The sequence below is a fragment of the Faecalicatena orotica genome (assembly GCF_003149245.1).
Lineage (GTDB): Bacteria > Bacillota > Clostridia > Lachnospirales > Lachnospiraceae > Faecalicatena_A > Faecalicatena_A orotica.
The window spans coordinates 145805-161342 of record NZ_QGDL01000004.1 but is presented as its reverse complement, the minus strand read 5'-3'; the positions used below and the strand labels follow the sequence as shown (position 1 = coordinate 161342).

At 44.3% G+C, this 15538-nt stretch carries 13 protein-coding genes; 9 read left to right on the top strand and 4 right to left on the bottom strand.

Going from position 1 to position 15538, the window contains the following annotated elements; genetic code table 11:
- Positions 1-7: 7 nt before the first annotated feature.
- The 6 genes from A8806_RS08280 to alsK all read left to right on the top strand — a co-directional run bounded on the left by A8806_RS08280 (position 8) and on the right by alsK (position 6878).
- Positions 8-1483, top strand: a complete 1476-nt coding sequence (locus tag A8806_RS08280; RefSeq protein ID WP_109730723.1) for an MFS transporter — start codon at positions 8-10, stop codon at positions 1481-1483.
- 90 nt (positions 1484-1573) lie between these two features.
- Positions 1574-2611, top strand: coding sequence for an iron-containing alcohol dehydrogenase (locus A8806_RS08275; protein WP_109730722.1), 1038 nt, complete (start codon positions 1574-1576; stop codon positions 2609-2611).
- Between the two features lie 14 nt (positions 2612-2625).
- A complete protein-coding gene (gene nagB / locus A8806_RS08270) occupies positions 2626-3351 on the top strand; it encodes a glucosamine-6-phosphate deaminase (protein ID WP_109730721.1) in 726 nt (241 codons plus the stop codon).
- A gap of 26 nt (positions 3352-3377) precedes the next feature.
- On the top strand, positions 3378-4673 hold the full coding sequence (locus A8806_RS08265; protein WP_109730720.1) for an aminotransferase family protein: 1296 nt from the start codon (positions 3378-3380) through the stop codon (positions 4671-4673).
- 46 nt (positions 4674-4719) lie between these two features.
- Positions 4720-5886, top strand: a complete 1167-nt coding sequence (locus A8806_RS08260; protein ID WP_109730719.1) for an ROK family protein — start codon at positions 4720-4722, stop codon at positions 5884-5886.
- Positions 5887-5957: 71 nt separating this feature from the next.
- Positions 5958-6878: an allose kinase gene (gene alsK, locus A8806_RS08255; protein ID WP_109730718.1), complete on the top strand. Its 921-nt coding sequence runs from the start codon at positions 5958-5960 to the stop codon at positions 6876-6878.
- Between the two features lie 33 nt (positions 6879-6911).
- Here alsK and A8806_RS08250 read toward each other — a convergent pair whose 3' ends face one another.
- From A8806_RS08250 to A8806_RS08240, 3 genes are all read right to left on the bottom strand, one after another.
- Positions 6912-7775, bottom strand: a complete 864-nt coding sequence (locus A8806_RS08250) for a methionyl aminopeptidase (RefSeq protein ID WP_109730717.1) — start codon at positions 7773-7775, stop codon at positions 6912-6914.
- 17 nt (positions 7776-7792) lie between these two features.
- The gene (locus A8806_RS08245) at positions 7793-9055 is read right to left on the bottom strand and encodes a DUF1015 domain-containing protein (RefSeq protein ID WP_109730716.1); all 1263 of its coding nucleotides are present in this window, start codon (positions 9053-9055) and stop codon (positions 7793-7795) included.
- 226 nt (positions 9056-9281) lie between these two features.
- Positions 9282-10412, bottom strand: a complete 1131-nt coding sequence (locus A8806_RS08240) for a uroporphyrinogen decarboxylase family protein (RefSeq protein WP_109730715.1) — start codon at positions 10410-10412, stop codon at positions 9282-9284.
- A gap of 597 nt (positions 10413-11009) precedes the next feature.
- On the opposite strand from A8806_RS08240, the gene A8806_RS08235 reads away from it, so the two are divergent.
- From A8806_RS08235 to A8806_RS08225, 3 genes are read left to right on the top strand one after another with little or no spacing between them, the layout of a single operon-like run.
- Entirely contained in the window at positions 11010-12041 is a 1032-nt protein-coding gene (locus A8806_RS08235) for a TRAP transporter substrate-binding protein (protein WP_109730845.1), read from the top strand.
- Positions 12042-12054: 13 nt separating this feature from the next.
- Positions 12055-12663 carry a TRAP transporter small permease gene (locus A8806_RS08230; protein ID WP_109730714.1) on the top strand — a complete coding sequence of 203 codons (609 nt, stop codon included), beginning with the start codon at positions 12055-12057 and terminating at the stop codon, positions 12661-12663.
- Positions 12664-12666: 3 nt separating this feature from the next.
- A complete protein-coding gene (locus A8806_RS08225) occupies positions 12667-13953 on the top strand; it encodes a TRAP transporter large permease (protein ID WP_109730713.1) in 1287 nt (428 codons plus the stop codon).
- A gap of 155 nt (positions 13954-14108) precedes the next feature.
- On the opposite strand, the gene A8806_RS08220 is transcribed toward A8806_RS08225, so the two are convergent.
- A complete protein-coding gene (locus tag A8806_RS08220) occupies positions 14109-15155 on the bottom strand; it encodes a LacI family DNA-binding transcriptional regulator (RefSeq protein WP_109730712.1) in 1047 nt (348 codons plus the stop codon).
- Positions 15156-15538: the final 383 nt, after the last annotated feature.

The following is a 15538-nucleotide window of genomic DNA, read 5'->3' as shown; positions in this document are numbered from 1 at the left end:
TGATGTTTTGAGAAATAGAAGAGATCCATACGATATTGATTTTACTTCAACGACAGCGAAGGTGCCGTGGTACGATAAGATTATACACAGTATGTACGGCGCATATAGTTTTCAGGTTTCATGGGTTATATTCGGATACTATCTGGTTTATTTTTACACCGATGTGGTTGGCTTAAGCGCCACGGTGGCGGGAACGATTATGCTGGTTGCCCGGTTCGCCGACTGCTTCACCGATCTGTGGGTCGGTTATATGCTGGACAATGTCTGTTACCGGTGGGGGCGTTACCGCTCCTGGGCGATATTTGGCATAGTGCCATTGTTTCTCCTGTTTGTGGGTGTATTTACTGCACTGCCGACAGAGAGTACGGGGCTGAAGATCGGGTGGGCGGCAATCTGCTATGGATGCTTTGGCTCTATCGGTGCGACGTTTTCCTTTATGCCCCAGATTGCACAGTTTTGTAATATGACGAGGAATCCAAGAGAAAGAGAGACGATAGCAGTTGTAAAAAGTGTGTGCACAAATCTGGCACAGGTTGTCGCAGCATCTCTGTTCCTCCCTCTGGTAAAACTGTTTGGCGGCAATAGTGGAAATGAAGCACAGGGATATTTCTGGGCGGCAGTGACGATCGGGCTTACCGTAATGCTGTTTCAGGTGCTGAATGTATTTATGACAAGGAAATATGAGCTGAACCGGGACGGCTCCTGCAGGGAACATCTCCGTCAGGTAGACCACGAGAACCTCCTTCTCCAGCTTAAGAGTTTTGGTAAGAACCGCCCGGCTATTATTCTTCAGGTCGGTGAGGTGCTAAAGCAGATCATGCAGGCGATCAAGAATGGTATGGTTATCTATGTATTTACATATTATCTGGGTCTGAAAGACTTTTATTCCGTGGCAATGTTCGCATTTACGGTGGCATTAATGTTCGGTGTGTTCTTTATGAAGCCCCTGATCAGACTGTTCAGAGATACGGGAAGGGCCTACCAGTTCTGCATGGTGGGAAGCGCGGCAGTCAGTATCCTCCTGTTTGTCCTGTGCAGGGCTTACGGGCCGGGAGCTGCAGCAGATTCCATGCAGTTTGGGATATTATTCGTGTTATTTGTCCTCAACGGTATTTTCAGCGGGGCATACTATTCTTTCTCAAATGTTATGATTCCGGCAACGGTAGATTACGGTGAGTGGAAGAACGGCAAAGGGCAGGCGGGAATCATCTCTGCAATCAACGGGTTCTGTATCACGATCGGTGCGGCACTCGGGGCACAGATCATGGGAATCCTGCTGGACGGTTCCGGTTACGTGGCAAATCAGGCACAGTCGGAGTCAACACTGACATGGCTGTTAGTACTTGCGTTTATCCTGCCGGCTATTGTGACAATGATCCATTTTATCGTTCAGATGTTCTATGGACTCAGTGACAAGAGGTTGGATGAGTGTATGCGTGAAGTGCGCGAAAGGCGCATGAATATGGAAGTGGAAAATAGTTAGAATTAATGATTGACAAATGAAAAATTTCGTTATACCATAATATTAAATAGTGTTTATAAATTATATTTAAGAATAAAAGGAGAAAAAATCATGGCAAAAAAATTATTTACAACAATCTACGGACGTAACCTTGTGGGAGAGTTAAAAAACATCGTGCAGAGACCTTATCTGGTAGTGACGATGGAGGATTTATGGGATACCTTTAAGGATGAATTTGACGATGACTGTATCGTGCATTTTGTAAAAACACTGGAATATGATGAGATCATGGCAAATGTTGAGAAGCTTCCGAAGTTTGAATCCGTCATCGGCCTCGGCGGCGGACAGGCAGTTGACTATGCAAAGATGGTGGCATGGAAGAGCCACATGCCTCTGTACCAGGTTCCGACTTCTATCGCGACAAATGCAGTGTTCGGACACCGTGCCGGTGTTCGTTTCAACAGTGTTGTAAAGTATGTGGGGTATGTTGAGCCGGTTGCAGTATATGTGGATTATGATGTTATCCAGAACGGACCGAAAGCTCTCAACAGAAGCGGTGTCTGCGACGTACTCTGCTACAATAACTCCATGTTTGACTGGAAATATGCTGCAGATCAGGGCAAATGCGAAGAGAAATGGCCATATGACGAAGAGATGGTTGCAGAAGTCAGAGAAGTATTCCAGTCAGTCGTAGACGGGCTTGATGATATCTATGCGCTAAATGAAAAAGGAATCCGCATCCTGACAGAAGGTTTAAGATGGGGCGGCGGAGCGTTCCACAACAATGGCTGGAACCCAAGACCGATCGAGGGAAGCGACCACTTCTTATTCTATACATTAGAGTACATGACAAAGAAGAAATTTATCCACGGACAGCCAGTATGCTTAGGAATCTTCGTAGGTTCAGCTATGGGCGGAAATGATCCTGACGGAATACTTGATATTATCCACAGGGCAGGTGTTGAGATCCGTCCGGAAGGCATGGGAATCACATGGGACGACGTATTTGCTGCAATCAAGTATGAAAAAGAATTCCTGAAAAGCAACGGCTACTGGTATACAGTCGTAAATGATTTCAAAGTAACAGATGAGTTCTGCCAGATGATCAAAGACAAAGTAATTGCCAAGTATGGTGAGTGGGATAAATAAGGTGTACATAAATTATGAGAGTATACAGAGTAAAAGATTATGACGAAATGAGTAAAAAGGCTGCAACCATCCTTGCAGCGCAGATTGTGTCCGGCCCGGAGAAAGCTCTGGGCCTGGCAACAGGCTCCACCCCGGCAGGGGCTTACAGATATCTTTGCAAGTGGTATCAGGAAGGAATTCTGGACTTTTCAGAAATCAGGACAATGAATCTGGATGAATACAGAGGAATTTCCAGAGAGGACAGCCAGAGCTACTATTATTTTATGAAAGAGAATCTGTTTGGCCATGTAAATATAAAGGAAGAGAATACGTTTATCCCGGACGGCGAGCGGGAAGATGCAGACGCCGTATGCAGGGAATATGAAGCACTGATCCAAAGCACCGGGGGCGTCGGACTCCAGCTTCTGGGACTCGGGAGGAACGGGCACATCGGTTTTAACGAACCGTCGGACAGCTTCATAAAAGAATGCCACTGCGTTTCACTTGCTTTGAGTACCATTGAGGCGAATAAGAGATTCTTCGAGAATGCTGAAGATGTACCGAGACAGGCATATACAATGGGTATCGGCACGATCATGAGTGCGGAGAAGATCCTGCTGCTGGCAAGCGGCGAAGAGAAGGCAGATGCCCTCAGCCGTATGCTTGGCGGACCGATTACTCCACGTGTGCCGGCCTCCATATTGCAGCTTCACAGGGATGTGACGGTCATTGCAGACGAAGCAGCCCTGTCAAAGATATGACATTTAGACAAAAAGGAGATGTCAGTATGAAGACAATCGAAAAAGATAAAAAATATTTAATACAGTGCTATACAACGGACGATATTGTATTTACCAGGGGTAAGGGAATGTATATGTACGATGAGTCAGGAAAAAAATATCTGGATTTCTCCGGACAGTTTTCTGCCTGTACCCTTGGACATGGAAATGAGGAAATGATTGAGGCCCTGAAGGAGCAGCTGGAAAAGCTGGTGTCTGTAACGTCCTGTTTTGCGACAGAAGAAAGAGCAGCCCTGGCGGAAAAAATGATTGAAATATCACCGGAAGGACTCGACAAGGTGATGTTCGGATGTACCGGATCAGACGCCAATGAGTTTGCGCTGAAGACGGCAAAATATTACAGAGGCGGAGGAAGAGTCATTTCCTTTAGAAGAGGTTTCCACGGTTCCACAGCAGGAGCTGCAGCAGCAACGGGTAAATCAGAGATGATTCAGGAAAACTCAGGGATTTCCGAACTGCTTCCGAGAGGGTTCGTACATTCTGCACCACCTTACTGCTACCATTGTGATTTCGGTAAAGAGCCGGGCACCTGCGGACTGCAGTGCCTGAAATATCTGGAGCAGACGATGCTGCATGAAGGCGGGGACCGCATCGCGGCGGTCATTTCAGAGCCAATCTTTGCGGCCGGCGGCGTGATTGTGCCTCCGAAGGGATTCTGGAAGGGTGTAAGAGAATTGTGCGATAAGTATGGCGCACTTCTGATCTTCGACGAGGTTGTAACAGGTATCGGCCAGACAGGATCGATGTTCGCCTGTCAGTATGAGGGCGTAACGCCGGATATCCTTGTCACCGGGAAAGGCCTGACGAGTGGCTATGTACCGGGATCCGCGGTTCTATGCCGCAGGGAGATCGGGGAAGCAATGAGCAAAATCAGCCTGCACGGACATACACACTCCTGCTATCCGCTGACATGCCGCAGTGCGCTTAAAAATCTGGAAATTATCGAGAGGGAACATCTGGTAGACAACAGCCGTGAGACAGGGGATTACCTTCATGAGAAGCTTCTGGTCCTGAAAGAAAAATACGATGTAATCAAAGATGTGCGCGGACGCGGCCTGCTTCAGGGCATTGAGATAGAAGGAAGCCCGAATGCAGACAAGTATGTACTCGGTCAGGAATTCTACGAAACCATGCTCGAAAACGGCCTGATTACCGAACTGGAAAGCCGTAAGAATCTGGAAAATGTAGTAGTCGTTATGCATCCGGCCCTGATTACTTCCCGCGAAAATGTAGATGAGGCGGTTGAAATCATTGACAAGTCTCTTAAGACCTGTTTAAAATAAACTACAGGTGAAAAATCGCGTAAATGCAGAGGGAGATTCAGACAATATGGCAGTAGAAAAGAAACCGGTCCTGACAGTAAAAAATATCAGAAATGTAAATATGGGAAATATCCTGCAGAGTATCATACGGAGTAAATCCACAACAAGGAGTATTCTTGCGAAGGAGAACCACATCAGCCTTATGACGGTCAAGCATGTGGTCGACGATCTGATAGCTGCCGGTATTCTGGTAGAAAAGGAGTCTGCAAACTCAGATGTGGGGAGGAATCCCAAGGTACTTGAGATTGCAGAGAATTACGGTAATATTGTGTGTGTGAATCTTACCTCTGAGGATGAGATCAGTTTCCTGATCTATGACATATATGAGAGACTCCTAAGGGAACGAAGCATTCCTCTGGAGAGTGAAAGAACTTACAGGGAATCTCTGTCGGACGTTTTTCAGGCCATCAGGGAGGAACTTGAAACAATATCCACTGCCACAACGGGTATGGCCGTTTTTGTGCCGAGTGCCTATGATGAAGAAGTGGATCTTGTAAACTATGATCTGATACCTGATTTTAAAGAATTACATATCAGGGAATTATTTGAGAATGAATTTGGAATAAATAATATATTGATACTTCATGATGTATTTGCAGCGGCGAGGTCAGAGTATGACAGCCTGAACCCGGAAATGGAGAGCCAGTTCTACTTCTACTGTGGCTATGGGGTCGGAGGATATTTCATCCACAAAGACGAAGCGGTCGCGGGGGAAGAGAATATGGCAGGAGAGGTCGGAAAGATGCTCATCACAATGGACGGGAATGAGAATCGTTTTACCACTCTGGAAGAGGTCGTATCCATCTCTGCCGTGAAAAGAACGATGAAAGAAGCGGGAATGAATCTGCATTTTTCCGAAATGCTTAAGCTGTATCAGGAGAACGATGCGCAGGCAGTACAGATACTGACTCCGGTGCTGAACACAGTGTCAAAGGTTCTGTATAATCTCCTGTGGGTGTATAATCCTACCAGAATTGTAGTAGACAGCTGTAAAAGCGACTACTGCAGGATCATTACAGAACATTTCAAGGCATTTATGGAAGAGATGAAGAATGATGCAATCCCGATCCATGTACAGGCAAGGAATGCGAAATATGATGAATACCATATGATGCGCGGATGCTTCTATATGACGAGAAATGCATGGATTGACGAGATTGCAGATTCCATATAAGCGGGCTTCACAAACAGATTCGTCCGCAAAAAGTTTGTACTGTCTGCATCAGGAAGTAGGAATGGAGTAATATGGAGAACGTAATTATCGGAATTGATCTGGGCGGCACCAATCTTCGTATCGGTGCAGTTACGCCGGATAATGAAATGCTGTCTCCCTCTGTGATAAAAAGTTCGGCTGTTGCATATGCAGACAAACCAATCGAAAAGATCTGTGAAATCATCGCAGATTATATAGAGAAGAATCATATCCGGAAGGTGGAAGCGATTTCGATCGGAGTCCCTTCCTCTGTGGAGAATGACAAGGAAACGGTCATCTGTACCACAAATATCCGGAATCAGGAGGGAGAAGCAGTCTTTTCCCATACCAATATGGCAGAGGGAATCAGGGCATATTTTAAAGTACCAGTGTTTATCAACAATGATGTGAATAATATCCTGCTGTACGATATCGCGGCAAACCACCTTGAAAAACAGAAGGTGGTAGTCGGTATTTATATCGGCACAGGCGTCGGTTCATCCGTAGTGATTGACGGAAAGCCTCTGGAAGGAAAGAACGGGGCAGAACTGGATATCGGGCACATTCCATACTTTGGCGGGGATGTCAGGTGCAGCTGCGGGAAAACCGGCTGCTGCGAGTGCTATGCATCCGGATGGCGGCTGCAGGAGCTGCGCAGACAGTATTATCCGGACACCGAGATCCAGGATATGTTTACAAAGCATAAGGATGAAAAACCGATGAAGGATTTCATTCAGGCCTGTGCATATATTTATGCAGTCATGGTCACGATCTTTAACCCTGACACGATCATCGTGGGCGGCGGGGTGCCGGAAATGGCAGATTTCCCGCGGGAAGAATTCGAGAGAGCCGTGAATGAGAATACAGGGAGGGACGTCATGGCTTATGGGTTTGACTATCTCTATTCAAAAGAATTCATCGGCAAAGGCGTGATCGGCGCGGCTGTGTTTGCACGGCAGAGGCTTGAGATATAAGAGAAGATGCGGCTGGGGGCAGCCGCATCTTCTTTATTTTGTCAGTACTTCTATTCCGTCTTCTTTCACAAGCACCATATATTCAATCTGTGCGGATAGTCCGTCGTCAATCGTATATACAGTCCAGTCATTGTCCTCGTCAACGAAGAAATCTGGGCTGCCTTCGTTGATCATAGGTTCAATCGTAAACATCATGCCCGGCACGAGGAGCATTTCGCTTCCCCTAGGGGTTACATAGCTTACGAACGGGTCTTCATGGAACTGCAGTCCGATTCCGTGGCCGCCGATTTCTTCGACGACGGAATATCCGTTCGCCTGTGCATGGGTGTTGATGGCATCGGCGATATCACCTAAGTGCCCCCACGGTTTGGCTGCGGCGAGTCCCAGTTCCACACACTCTTCCGTCACTTTGATAATGCGTTCTGCGCGCTCTGATATTTTCCCCATCTTAAACATTCTTGATGCATCAGAAAAATATCCGTTCAGTATGGTAGAGACATCGACATTGATGATATCTCCTTCTTCCAGAATGATGTTCTCATCCGGAATACCGTGGCAGATTTCGTTATTGAGTGATGTACACACACTCTTCGGGAAGCCCTGGTAATGAAGCGGTGCAGGAATCCCGCCGTTTTTCGTCGTGACATCATAGACGATCCGGTCTATCTCTTCCGTGCTCATCCCAATATGAATCTGTTCAGCCACAGCGTCCAGAACCGCAGTGTTGAGCGCTGCACTTTCTTTAATCTTCTCGATTTGGAACGGGGTTTTAAGCAGCTTGCGGCTCGGGACGATCTCGCCCTTCTCCGCGTGTAGTGTGATCTGTTCATCAATAGCCATGTGGCATTTTTTATATTTCTTTCCGCTGCCGCACCAGCATGCGTCATTTCTTTCCATTAATAAAATCTCCTTTCTTATGTTGCCAAGTGTTCGCTTCTTTCGAAACGGTGGATCAGCAGTCCACTTCTAAGTTTAGGTTCAAACCATGTAGATTTGGGCGGCATCAGTTTTCCGGCGTCCGCTACTCGCAGCAGTTCGTCCATCGAAGTCGGGTACATGGCAAATGCTGCCCCGTCCCCTGCATCATCGACTGCCTCAGCAAGTGCTTCCAGTCCCCGGATTCCTCCGACAAACCGGATTCGGCTGTCTGTTTTCGGGTCCCGGATGCCAAGCAGTGGTCCGAGAACCACATTTTGCAGTATGGAAACATCCAGACTGTTCACGGGATCTTCCGAGAAAAGGAATGGCTTCGCATGCAGAGAATACCAGAAACCATTTCCGTAGAGGCCGATCTCCCCTTTCTGCGATGGCCGCACAGCTTCTGTCTGAGGTTCTGAAACCTCAAATCCGCTTCTGACCATATCCAGAAAGGCATCGAACGTATACTCGTTTAAATCCGAAACGACCCGGTTATAGTCATAAATATGAAGCTCCTCGGCCGGAAAAAGTACTGAAAGAAAATAGTTAAATTCTTCGTCCCCTGTATATGCCGGGAACTCTTCCCTGCGCTTCAGCCCAGCCTTTACCGCCGAGGCGGCACGGTGATGGCCGTCTGCTATATAAATATTATCAACCTCTTCGAAAATATGAGCAATTCTTTCAATATTATCATGACTTCCGATCTTCCATACCTGATGGCGTACAGAATCCTCACTCGTAAAATCATAGAGAGGCAGAGTCATTTTAACCGCATCCAGTATCTGGTTTAGTTCAGAAACTGCGTGGTAGGCCAGAAAAATGGGCCCTGTCTGGGCACTCAGTGTATCGACATGGCGGGTTCTGTCCAGCTCTTTATCTTCCCTTGTATTTTCATGCTTTTTAATCCGGTTTTCCAGATAATCATCAATGGAGGCACAGCCGACAAGTCCGGTCTGTGTGCGTCCGCCCATTGTAAGTGCGTAGATATAATAGCATTTTGCCTCATCCTGAATAAAAGAACCATCAGCAGCCATACTGTCGAGCGTGTCTCTAGCACGGTCATAGACGCTCTGGGAATACATATCTGCATCGTCCGGAAACTGTGTCTCTGCCCGGTCAATCTTTAAAAAGGACAGAGGGTTCTGCTCCACGACTTCTTTGGCTTCTTCGCGGTTATATACATCATAAGGCAGTGCGGCAATAGAAGAAGCCAGTTCTTTTGCGGGCCGCACGCCCTGAAAGGGTCGGATGACTGTCATAGTTTCATCTCCTTAATATAAGTTCTCAGATATCATGTTCAACATAGAGATATAAGACTTACAGAGCTCTAAGTTAAACAGAAACCTTTTTTATTTTAGCACAAAGAGTAGAAATTTACTATGGAATAATCATGATAAAAGGCAGCCGGAGAAAATACATTTCTCTGACTGCCTTTTATCATAATTCTATTGATCTGCTCCGGGAAAAATGCGTTTGCTATTTTTCTCAGGAACGCCTCAGTTCTTTTACTGCTTCAAATACAGCAGTTAACTTTTCTGGTTCTATATCGTGACCGATGTTATGACAGGGAGCCAAAATATACCCGCCTTTTCCTGCCCACAAATCCTGTACCCGCTTCCTAACTTCTTCTTTAATCTCGGAAATAGAAGCATTAGGAAGAATCTGCTGTACATCGATAGCACCGTGAAAATTAAGTCTGCTGCCAAAGCGCTCTTTCAGCATAGCGGTATCTTTCATACTTTCGGTTGAAGTTTGAACAGGATTGATAATATCTACGCCCATCTTAATCATATCATCCAGAATGGGGAGGATAGAACCATCGCAATGGAACATAATTTTAACATCTGCCAGACTCTTGATATGCCGGATAAGTTCTTCATTTCTGGGTTTTATGTACTGTCTAAATATGTCAGGGGAGATCAGCAGTGAATCCTGGGTCCCATAATCATCCGTCAGATAAACAAGCTGTACATATTTTCCAACTCTGTTCAAAAATTCCGTCCACATTTCCTTTTGAACTTCCAGTAATTTATCAAGGAGGGCATTAGCAAAGTCTTCATCGGCCATAAGATCACACATAAAATCTTCATATCCCCGCATCTGGAGTGCAGTCTGCAGAAGACCACATTTCAATCCGTCAGCGCCAAGAACATAATCGGTATTTTCGTAAAGATCTTTTGCTTTTTCTTCAAGACCGGCAAAAAGAGCTGGATTATGAGGATCAGGATAGTGTGCCGCAAGAATATCTTCTTCATCCTCGGCATCGGCGAGCGGACTTCCTACGATAGCCCAGTGATCACCGGTATATTGAAACAAAACACCCCACATATCCTTATAGTGTTTGTCATCCACTTCTTCTGAACCGACAGTGAGGTCGGGGGTCAGCCAGCGGAAATCCACATCAAACTCCTTGAGGAGACATTCATCTACACAGCAGGTCTGTGCCATACGGTCTATAATACGTTCCTCCTCTGGGAAATCAAGCGTATTTAAGTATTCTTTTAATTTCTTGTACATTGTAAGGTGGGGGGAGCCAATGTGTTTGCCAAAATCAACAAACAGCGGCGCACCATCCTCGTGGTTCATAGCAGCTGTAAAAGCATCTCTTCGATTCATAATAATCCTCCTTTTTATAATTGCACAGGTACATAACACAGTAATGAATACGTATTCATACGTCTCTAAATTTAACCTACCATTCTTTTACAGATTTGTCAAGAAAAAAGATAATCAGAGCATATGGTTTGGTTTAAATTACTGAAAATGATCGTTTGTACATAATTAGTTAAAAAGGTATTTCGTCTAACGTACTACAGCGGTTCAATACTTCTGAAGAGGAAAGGTGGAAATGACTTAATATGGTTGGAATATGTGAAAAATCCACAAAAAATAATCAAAATAAAAAATATAATTGACAAAACCATGAGGGAATCATATAATAAATTCAATTCAAATGCATACGTATTCACGATTAACGTGCAGTAAAATGGGTATAAAGCACAAAAATATTAAAAAATAAAAGCCAAATACAAAGAAAAATAGACATAAATAAGAATACGTATGCAAATTTACTATAGTTATTTTAGGAAGGAGCCGTTTAAATGGGAAAATGTAGATAAAAAGAGTGTACAAAATGCTTCATATTAACTTATAGTTAAAGATAAGAAAAGGACTATGTTATTTCTTATCTTACAGGATGGAGGAAATGCCCTTATGAAAAAGAAATCCGTAAAAATAGTGGCGGTACTGCTTGGTATATCGCTTACAGCTGGGATGTTAAGCGGATGTGCCGGTACATCAAAAGCAGAAGATGCAGTGATAACAGTAAGGCTTGCACATGATAATAATGTAAATACACCGCTGCATAAAGCATTCTTAAAATTTGAAGAGTTAGTGGAAGAGAAATCAGATGGGAGAATTGATATAGTACTCTTTCCCGGAGGCGAGATGGGCAGCGTACAGGACACTTTTGAACAATGCCGCAGGGGAGATATAGAAATGAGTGGCTCAACAACAAGTAACTTTACGCAGGCGATACCTGAATTTGCTGCATGGGAAAGTTTTTATATGTTTGATGATACGGATCATGCAAAACGAGTATTTGAAAGTGAAGCCGGCAAGAAAATGATGGAACCTTTAGACCGTATGAATCTGGAAGGGATTGGATATATGGAACTGGGATTTAGGAATTTCTCGAATAGCAAACGTCCAATCAACAGTGCGGAAGATCTTAAGGGCTTAAAGATCAGGGGGTATAACCCAATTCAGATTAAGGCATGGGAATCTTTGGGGGTGAACACTACAAGCGTAAGTTGGAATGAACTGTTTACATCTCTGCAGCAGAAATTATTAGACGGCCAGGAGTGTGCAACGAACAGTTTTTACACGGAAAAATTTTATGAGGCACAAACTTACTGGTCTTTGACAAAGCATGTATTTACTAACTTCTTGTGGTATGCAAATAAAGACTTTATGAACTCGCTTTCAGAGGAGGATAGAGAGATTATTTTAAGCTGTGCCCGGGAGGCGATTGATTATAATTGGGAGCTTGCTGACAAAACAGAGGAGGAGACGCTCAGTAAACTGGCTGACAGCGGCTTTCAAATCAATGAAGTGGATATCGAGGCCAGAAGAGCAATGGGAGAGACAATGAATGCGGCAATCAGGCAGGACATTGTGTCACAGTGTGGAGAAGAGACTTACGATATGCTGATGGTAGCTGTAAAAGCAGAGCGCCAGGAATAATGGAGGAATCAGGATGAAGAAACTAATACATTGGATGGATGTTAATTTTGAGGCAATTCTGATGGTCATATTTTTTTCTATGATGATACTGCTCGTTACTGTTCAGGTATTTCTAAGGTTTGTATTAAAAAGCGGTTTTTCATGGGGGGAAGAGGTGGCGCGAATATTTTTCGTATGGATGTCATTTTCAAGCTTTGGTTATCTGACCAGAAACAGCCGTCATGTGCGTGTCGGATTTTTGACGGGAAAGTTCTCAGAAAAGGTACAAAAAGTAGTGCTTCTGATCTGTGATATACTTTTCTTCATTTTTACCGCTTATGGTCTAAAGGCTGTGGTCAGTCTATGTCTGGATGCGGCAAAATATCATGATAAGCTGACAGCAGTGCCCTGGAACTATAATGTCCTGTATCTGGCGGGGGCTCTTGGATTCTTTATGATGGTTGTCAGAAATATTCAGATCATTGTATGGAAGCTGATGAACTGGAAAGCTCCACTGGAACGTTTTGTTAACTATGACGGTGTTTTTTATGAAAACAATAAAATCTGCTTTGAACCAGCAGTGAAAGATAAAATGGAAGAACTGGAAGCTGGGATGGAAGAAAAAATAGGATTGGGGGAATAGAATATGATATCAGGAATATTATTTATCTCTTTGGTTGTGTTCTTGCTTATGTCATTGCCAATCGGTATTAGTCTGGGGATGTCATCTCTGGTGACAATTGCAGCTGCAAGTCCGATTAGTATGGAGACATTTGTGCAGTCTATGATGCAGGGACTGAATTCCTTCCCGCTGATGGCAGTTCCACTTTTTACATTTGCGGGTGAGGTGATGGGAAAAGGCGGCATATCCAAGAGGCTGATCAATGTGGCGAGCGTATTTACCGGACGCTTTACAGGAGGCTTGGGAATTGTGACGATTGTGACATCTCTGTTTTTTGCTGCGATCGCAGGAACGGGGTCAGCGGCAGTTGCAGCTATAGGATTGATTATGATCCCGACAATGGTGCAGCATGGATACGATAAGGGATACTCCAGTGCCCTTGTTGCAACGGCGGGAACAGTGGGGGTTATTATTCCTCCCAGTGTATGTATGGTCGTGTATGCAGTGGCTGCAGGTGCCTCAATCAGCGGACTGTTTATGGCAGGAATTGTACCGGGCTTTCTGATTGGTATCGGATTGATCATCTACTCTGTAATTTATTCGAAAAAGCACGGTTATAAGGGCGACAGCCGAAGATATACTTTTAAAGAAGTCGGAAAGATTATTCTTGATGCAATCCCGGGACTTATGATCCCTGTTATCATTCTGGGAGGGATTTACGGCGGTATCTTCACACCTACCGAGGCGGCAGCAGTTGCAGGTGTATATGGTGTAATTATAGGTCTTTTTGTATATAAAGAAATCAAGTTGTCTGATTTGGTGTATCTTGTATACCGCTCTGTGTTAATGTGTGCACCAGTACTGATTATTATTGGGATTTCAACAGGATTTGGACGAATTCTGACAATTTCACAGGTTCCTGCAACAATTGCAAATGCGATCTTAAGTCTGACAAGCAGCAAGCTTCTGGTTCTTCTGCTGATCAATATACTGCTCCTGATCGTTGGAACATTTATGGAAACGAATGCAGCTATTATTATTCTAACACCGATATTACTTCCGATTGTAACATTACTGGGCGTAAATCCTGTACATTTTGGTATTATCGTTGTTATGAATCTTTCGATAGGGTTCATTACACCGCCGCTTGGAGCAAATCTGTTCATGGCCAGTCAGGTGGGTGAGATATCCTTTGACCGGCTAGTTAAGAAGATATGGCCCTGGATTGGGGTTATGATCATATTGCTGCTTTTGATTACATATATTCCGCAGATTTCACTGGCCCTGCCGAAGGCGCTCGGAGTTATGTAGAGATGCCTATTAACCAGGGAAAAAGATTTAGGATTCCTCAGACTGAACTGTATTTCGGTTAATTGATGAATGTAGGCGGGATAGGGAGAAAGGAGCGCTGTTTCACAGACGTTTTGCATCTGTGAAACAGCGCTCCTTTTTTGCTTCCTGACACACTAAGCAGTAGACCGTGTAATGAGTGTACAAGGGAACAAGGTGAGATTAGGCTGGATATTATTTTTTTCGGGGGCCATGATCAGCTCACAGATTTTCGCAATCATTTCATCCATTGGCTGTACAAAAGATGTCATATTGTAGGAGGCGTAGGATGCCAGTTGGATATCATCAAAACCAATCATAGCGATATCTTCCGGGATTCGGTAGTGGTATTCAAAACGTGCACTGTCCATAACACCGGCACAGATAAGGTCACTGGCGCAGAAAATGGCTTCCGGGGGAGTCCCCATATCTTTGATCAGATGCCGGAAGGCTTCCTGACCAGCTTCGTAAGCAAATTCTGAATGATAAACCTTGGCATTTTGTATCCCACGTTCTTTCAGTCTGGCCAAAAATCCGGTCTTCCTGTCGTGGCTGGTTGATACTTTGTCGTAACCGCCTATGAATGCGAATTTTCGGTATCCCTTCATAAAAAAATAGTCTGCACAGTCTCTGCCGGCCTGTATATTGTCGCAGCAGACCGCCTGAACCTGAGGACTGTTGGTATGGCGGTTGAAGAGGACAACGGGGACGCCGAAATCAAAACATATATCCGCCAGATTACTGGTCAGGGATACGGAAGTAATAATGACTCCGTCTACTCTGTACTGAAGAACCTGATTGATTATCTCATGCAGGTTGTCGGGATCATCTAGGTAAAAATATAGAATCTGCTTTCCGAATGAGCGCAGCTGAATGGACAATTTGGTGAGCGCTTTTGCGTAGAAAGGGTTCATGGGATTCTGCATAATGACAGCAACGATGTTGGTGCTGTTTGAAATCAGGCTTCTTGCGATTGCATCGGGTGCATATTTCAAAGCTTCGGCAGCATCAAGAACCTTCCTGCGGGTCTCGGGACTCATTTTAGAGGAGGGATTAAAAGCCCTGGAGACAGTTGCCTGTGATACCCCTGCTAATTTTGCGACGTCAATAGAGGTGTTGCGGGTGCTTCTATTATTGGTTCTGCCGGAATTCGCTTGTTTGCCTGCCGGTTCTTGTGTACTCATCTCTTTTGTACCTCCTGTCTTGTTATACTTAAAATAAGAATAACATATATCTGGAAACTTAGCAAGTAAGAGGGTGAATACGAATACAGAAAAATGCATTGAATGATGAATAGAAATGAGATGATGGACAATATAGACAAAAAAATCAGATTTAATTTGAGTAAATCTACTGAATATCGAAAGAAAATAATTTATTTATTGACTAATCATGGGAATATGGAATATAATAAACACAAGTCAAATGAATACGTATTCATTAATGCGAATAAAAAATAACGTACACAACACAAAAAACGCACAATAATACGTAGAAAAGCAGGAAAAAACACCTGAATATGACGAAAACAAAGAGTTGAAAGAAAAGGTATTCACTATGTAAACAT